Source organism: Roseivirga echinicomitans, from assembly GCF_001592935.1.
Lineage (GTDB): Bacteria > Bacteroidota > Bacteroidia > Cytophagales > Cyclobacteriaceae > Roseivirga > Roseivirga echinicomitans.
This window is the reverse complement of the sequence record NZ_LRDB01000051.1, coordinates 205514-223037: the sequence shown is the minus strand read 5'-3', so window position 1 is coordinate 223037 and position 17524 is coordinate 205514. Positions and strand designations below refer to the sequence as shown.

The window sequence follows — 17524 nt, the reverse complement described above, 5'->3', positions numbered from 1 at the left end:
AATCTCCTATCTTAGGCCTGACTTTAAGGAGCGATGAATATAATAAAAACTCCGTTAACCACGTAATAGGGTTGTATTTTAGCTTCGGTGTTTTATAATTATATGAAATTTAGCGTGGTAAGAAAAACTCGCATTTTATTCTTTTTATTAGGGATCACTTTCTCGGTGCTGACATATGCTCAGAACTTTACGCGTCATAATTGGTATTTCTCCAACAATGACCAAGCACTTGTTTTTGGAAAAGCCCGGCCTGCAAAACCCTTTTTAGAAGACGGGAAATCATCGCAAACCAATATCGGTGAAAAGCTAACTGCCACCGACCCCACTACTGGCGACCTACTTTTTTACTCTGACGGAATTAATATTTATGATGCCACCCATTCCATTATGCAAAATGGAAATGGTCTAACTACCGACCCTAATGGCATTCAACCTCTTGCTTTGAGCCCTGTCCCTGGGGTTGGGAATGAGTCTCGCTATTATATTTTCCACCGTAATGCGGCTGGTGAAATACTTTACACTTTAATAGATATGAGTTCACAGGGAAACAGGGCAAATGGCCCTCCCGCTGGAGCAGTTGTAATTGGAAGCAAAAACCAAGTAACAGGAATTATAAATCGAGGCGATGGCATGCTTACAGTAGCTTCTGATGATATGACCCAATTTTGGTTGGTAAGCCAAAATAGTACGAATGGGAATTTCGAAATTCATGAGTTACCAGTGGCAGGTCAGCCATTCGACCCACAAGGCGCTCCAACTGTTTTAACATCCAATGTTCAAGCAGCGCATTTGTCATTAAACCCCATGGGCACCCAAATTGCAGTACGACCAAAAAATAATGTCAACATTCAAATATTAAATTTTAACAGAAACACTCCTGAGTTAATGTTCAACCGTTCAGTGGCCAATTCATTTGTGCCAAATCAAACCTTATCAGGCTCTGTTGGCTGGTCAAATAATGGAACGAAACTTTATTTTAGTAGAAACTTAGCTAATTCAACTTTTGGCAACCTTTTCAGAATAGACTTGACTGACCCAATGGCTTCTGTAGAGCCTGTCTTCAGTAATCCGGTTGGCGCTAGCCAAAGTGTAATGCTTGGACCAGACAGTGCACTTTACCACATTTATAGAGAAACTGCATCGGGACCTAGATTATTGGCTCGGATCAATCAACCTGACAGTGCACTTACCGCCTTAGCTTATGAAGCTTCGCTTTTTGAAGGAGTTGACCCCTCATCTGATTATTTTCAGCAGTTTATGCCTCCAGCAGCCATAGGGCCAACAGTTACCATTTCAGAAGACGGAGACTATTGTATGAACACTCCCGTTCAGTTTTATGCGAGTATTGACCCTTCAACAGCGATTCCAACTTCTTATTCTTGGGATATTCAGCCATTCGGAATTAACTCAAACGCAATTGCCCCTATTTTCACTTTTGATGAGGCGGGAATGTACATGGCCACACTTACGGTAGAATTTGATGGAATAGGGACGGTAATGTCCAATACCCTCATGGGTGAAATCATGGAAAACGATATTCAGGTTGACCTTCAAGACACCACTATTTGTGAAGGAGAAACACTGACTTTGGATGCCGAACCTGAGAGTGGTGGACAAGGACAACAAGGAGGAGCAACTGGTGGCCCATTTGAATACCGTTGGAATACAGGAGAAACCACATCTTCAATTGATGTAACAGACGCAGGTAACTATTGGGTAGTAATTACACCAACTACTGGTTGCCCAATTTATGAGACAGTAGAAGTAAAAGTATATGGTGATGAAAACCCAACTGCCAACATTTGGTATTTTGGAAATGGGGCAGGAATGGACTTTAATGAGGTGGACGGGCTCCCTGCGCCCCCAAGGAGTATTACCAGTCCACACGCGATGGATGCACCGGAGGGAACCTCTACAATATCTGATGCCAATGGGCAAGTGCTATTCTACACCAATGGAACAACAGTCTGGAATGCTGACAACGGTGTAATGCCAAATGGAACAGGTATTGGAGGAGACTCCACCTCAACACAATCCGTGGTCATTATTCCATTCGAAGATGACGAAACCCTATTCTATGTTTTCACTACGGAAGAGGTATATGGCGACAATACCTTCATGCTAAAATATTCTGTTGTCGACCTTAAAGAAGATAATGGATTGGGAGCTGTAATATCAAAAGATAATATACTCTTTACCAAGAGTACAGAAAAACTAATTGCCTTAGAAGGCGGTGGTGGTTACTGGCTAATGGCCCACGAATACGGTACGAATACTTTTAGAGCATACCCCATTACTAACCAAGGAATTGGACAGCCTGTATTGTCTTCCGTGGGTTCAATCCATAGCCTCAACGATGCTTCAAGTGGCCAAGCAGGAATGAAATTCTCAGGTGATGGCTCTCGCATAGCGGTAGCCCTAATTGAAGGTTCCGAAGACTACGTTGAGCTATTTAGTTTCGATGGGGGCACGGGAGAGGTGACCGATTTATTATACCAAATTGATATTAGTGAAGGTGGGCCAAACTTGAACGATCAACTTTATGATGTTCATTTTTCTCCAGGTGGTTTAAAGCTTTTTGCTACTATGAACAACCGAAACGGTGGAGCCCCAGGAGGTCGGATTTTGGAATACAGAATTGATACCGCCTCTACAGAAGCCACTCGACTAGCATCTAAAACCAACATTGCCAGCAGCGCCACGATTACCGTAAACTACGGTGCTATACAAACTGGCCCAGATGGGCAATTATATGTAGCCATGGAAATCTCTGGCAACCCCGCAGGAACAGCATTTATTGGTTCAATTAATGCAAATGAGGATACCGCTTCGTTTTCTTCTTTCAATCAAATGCAGGTGCCCTTAACCACAGGCAATTCGCGTTTAGGGCTCCCTAATTTTGTTCAAAACAATGTAAATCCTCCAATGGAGCCTTCAATGTCGGCCCCAGACAGTACCTGTGTAGAAGAAAGAATCGAGTTATCTGGAGTAGGAACCTCTGATATTGACGAATTCCTTTGGACCATTATTGACGAAGCAAACTTAACCGTATTCAGTGCTTCAGGCCAAGATACTGCTTATGTTTTCCCTCAAGGCCAAGCAGGTAGGTTTGATATTTCGTTGAACATTTCTAACCGCTGTGGTTTCGATACTACATTCGTTCAAACCATTCAGGTATTCGATATTCCGCCAAGGCCGGCAGTGCCAACTGCCGTGGTGCTTTGCGAGGGGGCTAGCTATGATTTAGATGCTTTAGGTGGTGACCCAGACGATCCAGCCTTGAGTTTTGAATGGACCAACAGCCAAGGTGCTGTAGTAAGTAATACACGATATTATACAGTTACTGAAGAAGAGATTTATACCATCACTATCACGAGTATTGGAGGGGGAGGCTGTGTTTCTAGTGCTGAAATCTTTGCCGCGCCTCCTTTTGAGATTGAGTTACCAGAAACCGCTACTATATGCCAAGGAGAACCGCTAACCTTAGATCCAAACGTAAATGCCAACAACTATATATGGACTAGAATTAACCCCGATAATTCCACAACCACACTTCCAAACCAAAGAACAGCTGTTGTTGACAGTAGTGTTCCGGGTATATTCACTTATGTAGTTTCCATTGAAGACCCTGTTGAACCAGGTTGTTTTGCCAATGACTCAACAGTAGTCACCATCAACGGCTCCCCAAATTTATCATTGGTCAGTACTCAAGATGCCACTTGCCCACAAGTAGGTCCTGCACCAGATGGCGGATTTGTATTCAATATTGGAGGAACTGGTAATTATAGCTACACTGTAAGTAATGCTATTGGCACTACCGTGGCTCAAAACAGCTCGACTGATGGCCCCAATGATGTGACCGTTACTGGTTTAAATGGCGGCATATATTCTGTCAGCGTAGTTGATAATAGTACGAACTGCACGGATGAACTTACAGGCATTCAAATTCAGAATAATAATTTCAATATCGTTGTACCTGTTGTTACAGCCAATGCTACATGCGATACAGCGGATGGAAGTATTACCATTACTTTAGATGATGCCACAGTTTTTCCTGTGACCTATGTGCTCAACAGAAATGAAACGGGCTTCACTCCATTATCTGGAAATGCTACAACCAATGGCTTTATGATTACTGGCCTCGAAGGTGGCACTTACAATATTGAGGTAACTTCTACGGCTTTAGGCTGTACCGCAACCGCAGCGGATATAGTGGTAAACCAACCTACTGATGTTCAGAATCTACAAATCTCTGGAACTACAGAGGTCTGCGATGCAAACCCAAGCACAACATTAACGGCAAGCTCTTCTACCAATGGAACAATCTATACTTGGATTGGCCCTAGTGGACCCGCAGGAAACACAGCCAGTATTACCGCAACAGAATCTGGCACTTACACCGTTACAGCCGATGCTCCTGGTGTGGCTTGCCCTACTTCTGAATCGGTGATTGTTACCCTCACCGTTCAGCCAGATGTCACCATTATTCGTGAAGGAGATATTTGTGATGGCACTTTGGTTTTGGAAGCTCAAATCAACAATGAGAAGCCAAACACTGCCTACAACTATTCTTGGTCTACAGGCCAAAACACAAAGTGGATTACCGTTACAGCAGATGGAACTTATGATGTTACAGTAAGGGAAGCAGGGGATTTAACTTGTACTGGAACAGACACGGAAACCATTGATTTCCCTGAAGAATTAGAAGCTACCTTAAGTTCAAGCCCTGCTTGTGATGACGGACAACCGATAACACTTACTGTAGATGTTTTGTCTGGTAATGCCAGCAGTTTCACTTGGACCCGCGATAACCAAACTGTAGGAACTGGCAATCCAATGGTAGTGAGTGATGAAGGACCTTATACAGTGACCATCAGCGACAACAACGGCTGTTCTATTGAAAGAAGTATTTTGATTCGCAGAACTGGGATTCCGGAAGGGCTTTTACCTGATATCGAATATTATTGCCCAACTTCTTCTACTGCGTTAACCTTAACTGCAGGTATTGGTTTTGAAACCTATGAATGGACTCTGAACGGCCAGCCTTTTCCAAATGCAGACCAAGAGCTGATAGTTCCTTCAGCTGGTATTTATGAGGTAACCATGACTACAGCCACAGGCTGTGTGAGAATAGATCAAATTCAAATTATAGAAAGTTGTGAGCCTGTCATCATTGCTCCTAACGTAATAGTGCCAGAAGGTAATCCGCCAAATAATGTGTTCTCGGTCATTCCAAATGACTTTGTATCCGACTTCCAGATTTTCATTTATAGCCGCTGGGGGGAATTGATTTTCCAAAGCAATACAGTAGAATTTCAATGGAACGGCACATTCAATGGCAGGCTGGTACCAATAAGCACCTATCCTTATGTAATGAAATTCAGAAGTAGGCTCCAACCAGAAAGAGGCGAATTCGAGCAACGAGGAGCGATTACAGTAGTTCGTTAGTCCGTAAATAATTGCTATTTTCGGGAATGAAACGCTACATTTTTGCTCTATCATGCCTATTCCTTTTTACAAGTGCTCAAGCCCAAGAAAAAAAGCGCGCTCGGGACTATGGTATTGAAATAGGCGTAATGGCCACTGGAAACCTCAACGCCATAACAGATGTTCCGGGTGTAAAAGTTGGTCATCAGACCCTCATTAAAGGAGATAATATTCGAACTGGAGTAACTGCCATTCTACCCCATTCTGGAAATGTTTTTCAAGACAAAGTTCCTGCAGCCATATACATTGGAAATGGCTTTGGCAAACTGGCTGGTATCAGCCCAGTGCAGGAATTAGGAAACCTAGAAACCCCAATTATTCTTACAAATACATTGAGTATCCCAATGGGCATTCAGGCCACAGTAAAATACACACTCGCTTTAGAAGGAAATGAAAACGTTCAGTCGGTCAATGCAGTAGTAGGCGAAACCAACGATGGTTATTTGAATGACATTCGAGGAATGCATGTTTCTGAAGCTGACGTTATTACCGCCATTCAAAATGCACAATCAGATATTGTTCCCGAAGGAAATGTTGGTGCTGGAACGGGTACAGTAGCCTTTGGTTTTAAAGGGGGGATTGGCACTTCATCAAGAAAATTACCAGAATCTTTAGGGGGCTATACCATAGGCGTTTTGGTACAAACCAATTTTGGAGGTGTACTCACCATTAATGGCGTACCCGTTGGGAAAGAACTAGAGCAATATCCATTCTCTAGTGCCATCAAAAAAAGTGACGGGTCATGCATGATCGTAGTATTAACCGATGCACCATTAGATGCCCGTCAGTTGGAACGTGTGGCTAAAAGGGCCATGATGGGCTTGGCCAAAACTGGTGGAATAGCCTCAAATGGTAGTGGCGATTACGTTATAGCAGCCTCCACGGCAGAATCCATGCGAATTCCTTATCAAACTAGAGAGAAGTTTGACACAGGTGATGTACTAAGAAATGACCACATGAGCTCTATTTTCATGGCAACAATTGAGGCGACAGAAGAGTCCATTATCAATTCTCTATTCATGGCTGAAACCGCTAAAGGAAGAGAGGACCATGTCATACAAAAACTACCTATGGAAAGAGTAACCGCAATACTTAAAAAGCATGGAGTGATTAAATAGGGACAGAAATTAAACTTCTTTTCTGTCATTTGTATTTCAATAGAAGATGCTCCAAAGTAACAAAGCATCATAATTCTAGTTAATTGTGGCCTACACTACTTTTACCACGATCTAATTGCCCATTATTCTTGAGCATTTTTCAACCACATAATATTGTTTTGAGATGACAGTGGTTTCCATATCTTTAGCATATCAATCGGATCCTACTAGTGCTATTGTTGAGAAAAACATATCTATTATTTTTTCTGCTCCTTTTAGGTCATTCCTCCTTTGGGCAGAATGACAGTTGGGGAAGAGAGTTCTATGTGAGTCTATTTCCGCATGATAAACCTCAACAAGAGATGTATTTTCATTTTAGAGCAGAAGAGCCAAGTACTGTAAATGTCAATTTTGCCAATAAACAAAATGTAACCTATGACCTACCAGTTGGTCAATCGAGCTTTAAGATCACTTCAGAACAAACCAACCTCATAACTGCTTCTGTTTTAAATGGAGATAATGTCAATACCTCCGCCCAAATCATCTCGGATAATAAAATAATTTTTGCCTTTAGTAACTCAAGTACATATAGTGTTGATGCCACCATCGCCATGCCGATGATTTCCGCAGGTCATCACTATATAGTGTCCGATGATTGGGAAGGCGGCCTTAATCCACCCTACCCTAGCCAGGTAAATATCATTGCCACTGGTGGCAAAACCGTGCTGAAGATAATTCACCCTAACGGCACGGAAGAGGCCGTGTTTATAGATGCTATGTCTACCTATACCATAGAGTCAACTAGTAATCTCTCGGGCTTGGAAATCATTGTTTCTAAAGACCCTACACTTGTACCCAGCAATGGGCCTCCACCCCCCCCAGGTGGTGTCGGGCTACCTGCTCTAAATTGTAATCCTGTGATTGTTTACACTGGCAGTCAAGAACGATCATTTGGCCACTGCCCATTCCCCGTTGCTTCTAGTCATATAGTGGAAGCTCTTTCTCCCTTGTCTACCTTAGGTACAGAATACGTTTTAACCCCACTTTTAGGCAGGGAAGAAAAAAAATTCTCATACGGCTATACGGCTACTGAAAACAACACAACCATAAAAACCACCAATTTCCATAATACCACAACAATGGTTCTCAATAAGGGTGAAGTATTTGCCCTTTCTAAGGGAGATGCCATATACGTCAAAGCAGACAAGCCCATTCTAGTCACACAGCAAGCGTCAGCGCAAGACGGTTGTGATCCATTCTCACCTCCCCCCTTGGGTAAAACCATGGGCTCTCCATTTTCAATTACGCTCTCTCCTTTCGAGCAAGGCATTGAAGAAACGGTGATCGAAATTGCTGAAACCAAAAACATTCTTAATCATTTTTTGAACATTGGAATTGCTACAGCCGATGCCCCCAACTTTAGTATTTCGCCAAGTCCTGGCGCTATAAACTTTACAGATATTGGGAACAGTGGCTTCTCCTATGCCTCCGTAGCGGTAGATCCCACTGTTACATATCGACTCAAGGCAGGAACTGGGAAGTTTACTGTAACCGAATATGGATTCGGACTTAGTACAAGTTATGGCCAAAATCCTTTTCAAAACCTGAACAACCTTAATTTTGAAGTGGCTATCAACGATCAGCAATTAGGCACAGTTAAAGAAGATGCCTGTATTAACACTGAGCTACAAATCGACCTTAATTACCTTAAGCCAGGACTTGAAGGCTCCTACAATCATATTGAATGGGATTTTGGTGATGGCACTACTGCAGAAGGCAGAAGTGTAAGTAAAACTTATGATGAAGCCGGATTATACAGAATTTCTGCCAAGATTTTTACCGATGAAGACATCTGTCTAACTACCCACACTTTGATTCGAGAAGTGGAAGTTCACGAAATAATAGCCGAACGAATAGAAGGCCCCACTTCACTTTGCCCATTTTCTCAGAACATGGTATATACCCTGATAAAAGAGGGGGATTACTTCTACAATTGGGAAGTAATTGGAGGTACTATTGTTGGCGCAGACAATCAGGAAACAGTAACCATTGACTGGGGGCCACCAAATCTACAGGCAATGGTAAGGGTATATGTCTCTGATGAATTCAGTTGTGCCATTCCTGCCATAGGACTAGCTGTAGTTTTAGAAGCCAAAGACGAACTAAACCCAGACCTACCTTTTGGAAGTACAGAGGTGTGTTTTCAAGAAAGAAGCAGTCAAGTATATTATACTCCATCAATTACAGGCGCATCTTTCGAATGGCATGTAGAAGGAGGAACGATTACTTCTGGTCAGACCACCAATCAAATCAATGTAAACTGGACTCAGCCCAATGGAAAAGTGTCTTACACCTTATTTCAGAGCTCATGTTTCGGTACCTCAGAAGAACTCAATGTCCTTGTCTACGAAGACCTTACCTTTGATATTCAAACCATCGACCTTTCTTGCCTCGATGCGGACGATGGTAAAGCAAGTGTTTCTATTCAAGGTGGAAAAGCACCTTACACAATTAGCTGGAGTAATGGTAAGGAATTAGCCCCAAGCGTGGGTGCCTTAGCAGTTGGCCAATATGAAGTAACTGTAACAGATGAAATTGGCTGTAGTCTAACAAAATCTTTTGAAATCACCACCCCTGAGCTATTAGAGGCTAGTGTAGAAATATTTAAGTTTTGTAATGGAGAAGCAGACGGTAGCGTGAGCATCCTACCCAAAGGAGGTACCGCTCCCTACACCTATCATCTTTATGCAAGCACTGGAGCAAGTAACTACGATGTCACCAATACCGATCCTTTATTTAACAGTTTGGTAGCAGGCGTCTATACATTAGTTGTGACAGACAAAAATGGCTGTACTTACAATCATTATGTTGAAATAATTGACCCTGACCCTCTAGAATTAACCGTTACCGACAATGTTGAAATATGTCCACAAACACAAGACGGAACAATATCGATATCAGTAACTGGAGGGACACTTCCCTATACTTATCAGTGGTCGTCTCACCCAAATGTTAACGCTCCCACCATTTATGATGTAGGCAAAGGAACTTATCAAGTCATTGTAACCGATGCCAATGGATGTACTATTACTAAAGAAATTAAAAAAGAAGAGACCTTCCCTAGGCTCTTTGTGCCCAACATTTTCACCCCAGATGGAGACGGAATTAACGACACTTTCAAACCAATATCTCCATGTATTATCAGTTATAAAATTACTATTTTCAACCGATGGGGCCACCCAATTTTCATCTCTGAAACAGGTGGTGAATGGGACGGTACGCAAGACGGAAAAGAGCTTCCTGCTGGTGCCTATATCTATAGAATTGATTATTCTGATCCCATCAACCCCGAACTAGCCGCACAAACCAAAGGCAGGGTGGTGATGTATAAGTAAGTGGGACTATTTCTTCGAGTTAAAAACATCAAATACTAACAGATCCTCATCAGGCTGATAATCAATTTGGCGTGAAAGGTGCAAACCCTCTTTACTTACAAAAGCTGTTTCGTATTCATACATTCCTTCAGCCAAATCCAGCTCATCCATCTTCTCAAAATTTGAATTGGTCACGGTTATGGATAGCTTAAAACTCCTTCTCCCTTTCTCATACTGTTCAACCGTTCTTTCATGGAGAGCAACCCGATAATAAACATCCTTATAAGGGTCATAAATGAAGTTCATATAAAAACCTTGCATATTGGTAAGGTCGGAAAGTTCATTAAAACTATAGCCATACAAAGTAGGCGTGTCTCTGCGCTTAGGGAGCGGCTTCATCTCTCTCATGTATTCAGATTTTACCGACTTACTTTCTTGAATGCTATCCAAATCGATGACCGAGACAATGTCTATTTCTGGATTTTTAGTATAACTCAAACTCAATTGTTGAGTATTTGGGTTAAATGCCAAAGAAGAGGCAAAAGGAGTATAAACTCCCCAGAAATTATTCAACATTAAAGGTTGCGGAAGCGAATGGTACTCTCGTTCTCCTGTCCTCAAATTCAACTCAATCATATAGATCAGTCGCTGATCATCAAAAGGATTTGCTCCTGCATTCTGGACAGAAATAAAAAGTCGATCACCATTTTTGAAAGCTTGAGAAAGGGGTGACACCATCATGTGAAACCCTTGTTTTGACTGTTCTTCACTATCTTCCCCTATTCCAACATCATAGGAGCGTAATTTCTCACCTTTAGCATTCATCAAGTGTACTCTACTTTGCCAATGATTAAAAAAGAAAATGGAATCTGAGTTTTGAATGAAGTGCCCCATATTCGTAATTGTTCCAATTCCTTCTGGGCCATCTTTCAAAAAGCCTATCTGCTTTTCTATTTTACCTGACGAGTAATCAAAAACGTTTACACTGACATTAAAGTGATTAAAGATTGACAGTTTGGTAACTCCATCCTGTTCAAAAGTTAAGATGGACTGGTTAAAAGGAGCCAGTGTACTGTCAAGATAAAAGGCCTTCTCCCCTATTTTCTCAAGTTCAAATTTGCCAAAGGCATCATCATTTACATTGTCCTTCTGTGTTGAACAACCCCAGAAGATTAGCAAAAACAGGATTAAAAAATACTTCTTATCTGAATCCATGATTTGAAAAGACATTCGACTAATATTTAGGAGTGGTAATTCTGTTTTAGCGCTTAAACTTAAATGACATGATCATAGGGTTCTCAGAGGCCAAGGCTTTCTCAATGGATTGACTCCCTTTTATGGCCTTCTCAAATTGAGGGTTTATGGATAGAATATACCTGAGATGATCAGCATCAATAGCCACATAAACGCGTTCGTTCTCAACCAAAATTGGAAGAATAGAGTCTCGTAAACCTTCACCTACTTGAAGGCCCAAATACTCCGCTCTCCCCGAGTTTTTATCTATCACCACTCCCACTGTTCGATATGTAGGCATCAATGTCATCTTACCAAAAATCCAATTATCAGATTCTATATTCGTAAAATATATCAATGCCTCGGCCTTCCCTTTCAGGTTGTCTATAAATTCAAAAAACTCATGATCGGTTTGTAGCTCATTTGCGAAATGCCAATACTTGCCAAATTCAAATCGATAAGCAGGACTAACTTTATGCTCGGGTGTGATGCTATATACGGTATCACTAAAGCCAGGCCTATAATGTATGTCTCGGCCGACTTTACTAAAAACAACCCTATTCCCCAGTAGCAAAGATTTTGGTTTTTTAAATGGAACTAAGGCTGCCTCTAACTCAAGATTTGCGTTGGCTGTAATCACATTTGCATGAACAGTGTCGGCCACTAAGCTGTAATTGGCATTGAACAAATACCCCTCTCCTTGTGAAGTAAAATGAGCTGCTGCAAAGCCCAATCGCATTGCTGAGTCATAGGCCCAGTCTTTCGTCCACTTAGTAATTCGTTGACGCTTGCCATCAAGCAACAAGACTTGATCATCCATAACCATTAAATCAGTAATGGATGAATATTCCCTCGGTCCCATTCCTCGCTCCGATAAGTGAGAAATATACTTTCCATCTTGATCAAAGCGTATGGCTTTTCCATGACCACCCGTCACAATGATCAATTCATCCCCATCAAGAATTATTTTATCCACATACCCAAACATCGAATTTTCGCTTTCTTCCAAAACCGTAATTTCAATATCTGTTAGAATATCAGAAAAGGGAACTAACTCAGCATCTAGGTCTACTTCATAGACTTTTAGATCAATGGTTACCTCGTCTTTTTGTATAGCGCAAGAGGAGATTATAATTAAAAACATAGGCAAAAGTGTTTGAAGTGCATAGGAATAGATGTTTTTACCTAAAAATTTAGGCAAAAACACCATAATCGAAAAACTTTTACCGATAAGTAATCAAGCGTAAAAGCGGCTGGCAATAAAAGACAAACTAGAATTGCTATTCTGAGTATTGATCCAGATACCGTGACAACAAAAGTAATCATCATTTAATTAAGAGTACTTTTGCTACAATTCAAGATATAGCATAAATATTACAATCTATTGAAAAAACATCCAATAAGGTATGGATCCAATGACTTGGCTATTTTTCCTTACCCATCAAAAACACCGTAATGACTAAGGGTATTGTAATTATAGCATTAAAAATCAAGTGTTTTGTGAGACTCAAATCAATTACAGAACCACAACTACACCAACCACTGACTGCATAATATTTAAACACTGCCAAGTAGATTGAGTAAAGAATCATCAGAGATATTAATGCGTACAAGGCACCAATCCTCATTTTTTTAAACAAAAGAACCACTCCTAGAATAATCTCAAATAAAGGAATAAAATAGGATAGAAAAAAAACCGTATTACCATCAAACAAATTAGAGTTTGTCATGCCAAATGCAAAGTCCAATAAATTCATAAACTTTGAAACACCAGAATACAACATAAAGCCCGAATAAATCAAAATAACAAATTCGATTATACGCTTAATATTCAGTCTTGAGGTGTATTTCGAAAACAGCAACGCTATAGTTTTCATATAAAACAAAAAATAAATTATTGTCTAAAACTGCAATTTCAATGGGTAATTCCTCTCCAAGGTTTGGCACTGCAAAGCTTGTGAAGTAACCTCCATTATGTACCTCATAAGTATCAACTGTCATAAAATCATCATTTCTGCCAAGCTTAAATTTAGACAAAATGTATATGAGTCGATCATCAGCTGAGGCAGAATAATTCACATAGAAATCAGGTTCTCTAACAAACATTTGTGCTGTAAAGCCTTTCAATATTTGTTTAGTAAATACCTTTGGAGCTTGAGTTTTATCAATTGTTTTAGCTATATAATTCAAACTACCGTCCTCACTAAATGTAGCGAAAGCCCCTATTCTTCCAGGTACATAAAAGGTTTGTTTCTGGTTATATGTAAATACTCCCTCAGCTACAATCTCAGGAAAATCAGTTGACTCTAACTCAAATAAATCCATTAATTCCTTACTCCAAATTGGAACTGCATCAGAAACACTTATTAGTTGCAAAGAAGACTGAGGGCCTTCATCGGTTATTGTCAAATAACGATCATCTTTTACTGGTACACCATTATAGATAGGTGTTAACAGTTTTCTAAAATCAACTATACTATCCAACCCAATCTGAGAACGTATTGTGTTTTTTTCAATATCTACCATATGCAGGTTTCCATTGAAATTTCTTACCGATGATAATTGAGAGTTTTCAAAAGGAGCACCACCAGATTTCACTAAACCAAGATTAACCTTGTTCCCATAGTTTTCTATTAGAATTACCTCTTGATTATTATCTATGCCCCACACATTCGCCCCATCTGAAAAAATCCTAAAAACCGACTTCCCGTCTGGAAAATTAAACGGTTTTAACAAAACCAATTCCATTTTAAAAGTACGGATACCAGTTTCATCAATTACAGGCTTAATCAATTCAGATGAAGAATTATTAGAATCATAATCAATAACAAAATAAAGAGATACAAATAATAATATTATTACTATTAGGCCAATCCGCTTCATAAGCTCATTCTTGTTTATCTATAAACTCGATCATCGGCTTGTCTTTCCCTTTTAAGTAAACAGGAACTGTAACTGCCCCAAGCCAAGTTTGCTTCGTGATTGAAATACATTTGTATCCCCAGCCAGGGCACAGCACATATTCTGTGCTGTCATCTTGTTCTTGTGCAACTAATTCAGAAATAGCAAAAAAAGAAATGAACAAGAAAAGCACTAATATTATCTTACGCCTGCCTTTTGTTAAAATCGTTTCCATAGAGTTTAATTTTTATTGATACTTTTGATGAATTTTATAATACCTGCTAGTTCAGCAGCACTGAGTTCCATACATTTAAAACCAGAACCATTGCATAGACCACCATTCTCAAATACTTCATTATCTTTCCCCTTATAAATTAAAATTTCATCTTCATTAGTTTTAGCATATAAATCAGGGATAAGCAATAGCACCATTAGTGCTATTGCAGGAAAAATTCTTTTCATTATTCTTGTTTTAGTGCTTTAATTATTTCAGTCATTTGTGATGTAGTTAGCTCAGCACATTTGAAACCAGTTCCCTTGCAAAAATTGAGGTTTTCATCAATCATTGGAGCATCTTTTCCTTTGTAAGCAGTGATTTTGTCATCTGAAGACTCTTGCCTCCACCCAAAGGCTGTAAATGATATAAAAAAGCATACCATTACTAATAAACTTGATACTATTTTTCTGTTCATAATCATATTTTTTTCATAAAAACTCATTTCACAGAAGATACTACAGCATCTCCCATTGTCAATCAAAAGCGGTAAAACAGGTTGCATGCCACCATATTTTATCATTAATTTAGCCTACTATAAAACAAATTTTTAAGCAGTCTTCATTTAATTAACATGATAATGTTATGTATAATAATCCATAATAACAATAGCGTGAATAAATTCACTATTGTGATTTATCAAGCTAAACCTTAAAAATATCACTATATGCAGCCGTATAGCACATTTTAGCATCAAAAATATTTTTCACTTTTTTTTAATTACTAATCATTGACAAATCATATTAATATATTTACTAAACATATTATTCATTTATAAGCAAATAGTTTCTTGGTTTTGCTACTTATTTGGGCTTGGCGGTAATTATTTAGTTAAGCAGCAAGTCATTTCTGCCACCCTGTCACCCATTTTCGCTTGGTATGGCCTTTGTCTTAATGGACTTGGATTAAAAAAACTGACAATAAGCCATGCAAGAAAAAGGTACAATCTCGATTCACACCGAGAATATTTTCCCAATCATCAAGAAGTTTCTCTATTCAGATCACGAGATCTTTTTAAGAGAATTGGTATCGAACGCAGTTGATGCCAGTCAGAAAATGAAACGCCTTGCTGTACTCGGAGAGTACAAAGGTGACCTCGGAGAGGTAAGGGTAGAAGTAAGCGTAAACAAAAAGAAAAAGACGATTACCATCAGTGACCGAGGAATCGGAATGACGGCTGAGGAGATCAAAAAATACATCAACCAAATCGCCTTCTCTGGCGCCACTGAGTTTGTAGAGAAGTTTAAAGATGCGGGCGATGCCAAAGAAATCATCGGTAAATTCGGCTTAGGTTTCTACTCTGCCTTTATGGTAGCCGATAACGTAGAAATTGACACCCTTTCTTATCAGGAAGGCGCAGAACCTGCCAGATGGATTTGTGACGGTTCTACAGAATTCGAAATTACTGAAGGAACAAGAAAAGAAAGAGGTACAACCATCACGCTTCACGTGAACAAAGATTCTGTTGAGTTTTTGGAAGAATCTCGTATTCAGAATGTGCTTACCAAGTATGCCAAATTCCTTCCTATCGAAGTGAAATTTGGAGAGAAAGACAAGCAAGTTGAAGACGGTGAAGACAAAGAGGGCAAGAAGAAATATAAGACTGTTAAGGAAGACAATATCATTAACAACACTACGCCACTTTGGACAAAATCACCAAATGATTTAACAGATGAGGATTACCTAAACTTCTACAAAGAGCTTTATCCGTTCTCTGAAGAACCATTGTTCTGGATTCACTTGAATGTGGATTATCCGTTCGAGCTTACAGGTATTCTTTACTTCCCTAAATTGAAGAAAGACTTCGAAGTACAGAAAAACAAAATCCAGCTTTACTCTCGTCAAGTATTTATTACTGACGAAACCAAGGATGTCGTTCCTGAATTCTTGATGTTACTTCACGGTGTAATTGACTCACCAGACATTCCATTGAACGTTTCGCGTAGCTACTTACAGTCGGATGGAAATGTGAAGAAAATCAATACTTACATTTCTAAGAAAGTAGCCGACAAACTGAGTGAGCTTTTCAAAAAAGAACGTGAGTCTTACGAAAGCAAATGGGAAGACATCGGTCTTTTTGTGAAGTACGGAATGATCTCTGACGAGAAATTCTATGACAAAGCAAAAGACTTTGTGTTGGTGAAAAACACAGCGGGCAAGTACTTTACAATGAAAGAGTACGAAGCGCATATTGAAGCCAACCAAGTAGACAAAGACAACAACAAAGTTTGGCTTTACGCTACGAACGTTGCAAAGCAAGATTCATTCATTAGCGATGCCGTTGACAAGGGCTATGATGTGATTGTATTGGATACGCCAATCGACAGCCACTTCATTAACCACATGGAGACTAAGATGGAAAACACACAAATCAAACGTGTGGATGCCGACAACATCGACAAGCTGGTAGACAAAGATGAAAAGCGCGAGTTGGTCATTAATGACGAGCAGAAAGAAGCGGTGAAAGGCGTTTTCGACAAAGCGATCAATAACAAAACTTATACAGTAGCGATTGAGCCTTTAGCACCATCAGATGCTCCTGTTTCTGTAACCATGCCTGAGTTTATGCGAAGAATGAAAGACATGCAAGCAACTGGCGGTGGCGGTTTCAACATGTTCGGTTCAATGCCAGACAACTATAATGTAACCGTAAACGGAAACCATAAATTGGTGGACAAAATCATCAAGGCTACAGAAGAAGGCGACAAAGAAGGTTTGGCAAAACAAGCATTTGATTTGGCCCTACTTTCTCAAGGTTTGTTGGAAGGCAAAGCCCTTACCGATTTCATCAAAAGAAGTACTGCCATTTTAGGCGAGTAATTCTCTACAACTTATATAAACAGAAGCCTCAATTCAGCAATGGATTGGGGCTTTTTTTGTGGCTATAGATATGAATACTGAGACAAGCTCAGCATGACTGAAGCATTCAACATCAACATTTTAATGAACCTCGAATATACCCCGCTGGCGGGGAAGGGGTGGGTTTGCAGCAGCTCAATTTCTTTGGCGTCCGTCTTTGTGGGTGTTGTCACCCACAAACTGCAGTAGGCATTAATCAATTATTTTCTCTCCTGCGCTTGAGATACCATACCTCATCTAAGGTTGAAATTATAGATACTTCATCAACTTGTTGGAGAAAACTCCAACAAGGGCGGAGA

At 40.0% G+C, this 17524-nt stretch carries 11 protein-coding genes; 4 read left to right on the top strand and 7 right to left on the bottom strand.

From position 1 onward, the window contains the following. Positions 1-102 precede the first annotated feature (102 nt). The 3 genes from AWN68_RS18210 to AWN68_RS18200 all read left to right on the top strand — a co-directional run bounded on the left by AWN68_RS18210 (position 103) and on the right by AWN68_RS18200 (position 9979). On the top strand, positions 103-5448 hold the full coding sequence (locus tag AWN68_RS18210) for a T9SS type B sorting domain-containing protein (protein ID WP_068419085.1): 5346 nt from the start codon (positions 103-105) through the stop codon (positions 5446-5448). Positions 5449-5474: 26 nt separating this feature from the next. Continuing rightward, on the top strand, positions 5475-6605 hold the full coding sequence (locus tag AWN68_RS18205; RefSeq protein ID WP_068419084.1) for a DmpA family aminopeptidase: 1131 nt from the start codon (positions 5475-5477) through the stop codon (positions 6603-6605). A 218-nt stretch (positions 6606-6823) separates the two neighbouring features. After that, a complete protein-coding gene (locus tag AWN68_RS18200) occupies positions 6824-9979 on the top strand; it encodes a T9SS type B sorting domain-containing protein (protein ID WP_157716342.1) in 3156 nt (1051 codons plus the stop codon). A gap of 6 nt (positions 9980-9985) precedes the next feature. Here the strand turns inward: AWN68_RS18200 and AWN68_RS18195 are convergent, their stop codons facing one another. The 7 genes from AWN68_RS18195 to AWN68_RS18165 form a co-directional block, all read right to left on the bottom strand. Beyond that, a complete protein-coding gene (locus AWN68_RS18195) occupies positions 9986-11188 on the bottom strand; it encodes a DUF4221 family protein (RefSeq protein WP_084362933.1) in 1203 nt (400 codons plus the stop codon). Between the two features lie 31 nt (positions 11189-11219). Then, positions 11220-12335 (bottom strand): 6-bladed beta-propeller, encoded by a 1116-nt coding sequence (locus AWN68_RS18190; protein ID WP_157716340.1) that lies wholly within the window; start codon positions 12333-12335, stop codon positions 11220-11222. 280 nt (positions 12336-12615) lie between these two features. After that, the gene (locus AWN68_RS19295; RefSeq protein ID WP_394330282.1) at positions 12616-13068 is read right to left on the bottom strand and encodes a MauE/DoxX family redox-associated membrane protein; all 453 of its coding nucleotides are present in this window, start codon (positions 13066-13068) and stop codon (positions 12616-12618) included. After that, positions 13016-14074, bottom strand: a complete 1059-nt coding sequence (locus tag AWN68_RS18180; protein ID WP_068419067.1) for a hypothetical protein — start codon at positions 14072-14074, stop codon at positions 13016-13018. Before AWN68_RS18180 ends, AWN68_RS19295 begins: the two co-directional genes overlap by 53 nt. A gap of 4 nt (positions 14075-14078) precedes the next feature. After that, positions 14079-14327 (bottom strand): hypothetical protein, encoded by a 249-nt coding sequence (locus tag AWN68_RS18175; RefSeq protein WP_068419066.1) that lies wholly within the window; start codon positions 14325-14327, stop codon positions 14079-14081. 5 nt (positions 14328-14332) lie between these two features. Continuing rightward, complete coding sequence (locus AWN68_RS18170; RefSeq protein ID WP_068419065.1) at positions 14333-14554, bottom strand: hypothetical protein; 222 nt, start codon at positions 14552-14554, stop codon at positions 14333-14335. Further along, entirely contained in the window at positions 14554-14871 is a 318-nt protein-coding gene (locus AWN68_RS18165; protein WP_157716338.1) for a hypothetical protein, read from the bottom strand. The genes AWN68_RS18170 and AWN68_RS18165 overlap by 1 nt, the downstream gene beginning before the upstream one ends. A 422-nt stretch (positions 14872-15293) precedes the next feature. On the opposite strand from AWN68_RS18165, the gene htpG reads away from it, so the two are divergent. Next, positions 15294-17186 (top strand): molecular chaperone HtpG, encoded by a 1893-nt coding sequence (gene htpG / locus AWN68_RS18160; RefSeq protein WP_068419058.1) that lies wholly within the window; start codon positions 15294-15296, stop codon positions 17184-17186. The last annotated feature ends 338 nt before the right edge of the window (positions 17187-17524 follow it).

What these genes read in the sequence shown, in the direction of transcription:
- AWN68_RS18210 (WP_068419085.1), top strand. Translation starts at nt 103, where the DNA reads ATGAAATTTAGCGTGGTAAGAAAAACTCGCATTTTATTCTTTTTATTA.
- AWN68_RS18205 (WP_068419084.1), top strand. Translation starts at nt 5,475, where the DNA reads ATGAAACGCTACATTTTTGCTCTATCATGCCTATTCCTTTTTACAAGT.
- AWN68_RS18195 (WP_084362933.1), bottom strand. Translation starts at nt 11,188, where the DNA reads ATGTCTTTTCAAATCATGGATTCAGATAAGAAGTATTTTTTAATCCTG.
- AWN68_RS18190 (WP_157716340.1), bottom strand. Translation starts at nt 12,335, where the DNA reads ATGTTTTTAATTATAATCTCCTCTTGCGCTATACAAAAAGACGAGGTA.
- AWN68_RS19295 (WP_394330282.1), bottom strand. Translation starts at nt 13,068, where the DNA reads ATGAAAACTATAGCGTTGCTGTTTTCGAAATACACCTCAAGACTGAAT.
- AWN68_RS18180 (WP_068419067.1), bottom strand. Translation starts at nt 14,074, where the DNA reads ATGAAGCGGATTGGCCTAATAGTAATAATATTATTATTTGTATCTCTT.
- AWN68_RS18175 (WP_068419066.1), bottom strand. Translation starts at nt 14,327, where the DNA reads ATGGAAACGATTTTAACAAAAGGCAGGCGTAAGATAATATTAGTGCTT.
- AWN68_RS18170 (WP_068419065.1), bottom strand. Translation starts at nt 14,554, where the DNA reads ATGAAAAGAATTTTTCCTGCAATAGCACTAATGGTGCTATTGCTTATC.
- AWN68_RS18165 (WP_157716338.1), bottom strand. Translation starts at nt 14,871, where the DNA reads ATGCAACCTGTTTTACCGCTTTTGATTGACAATGGGAGATGCTGTAGT.
- htpG (WP_068419058.1), top strand. Translation starts at nt 15,294, where the DNA reads ATGCAAGAAAAAGGTACAATCTCGATTCACACCGAGAATATTTTCCCA.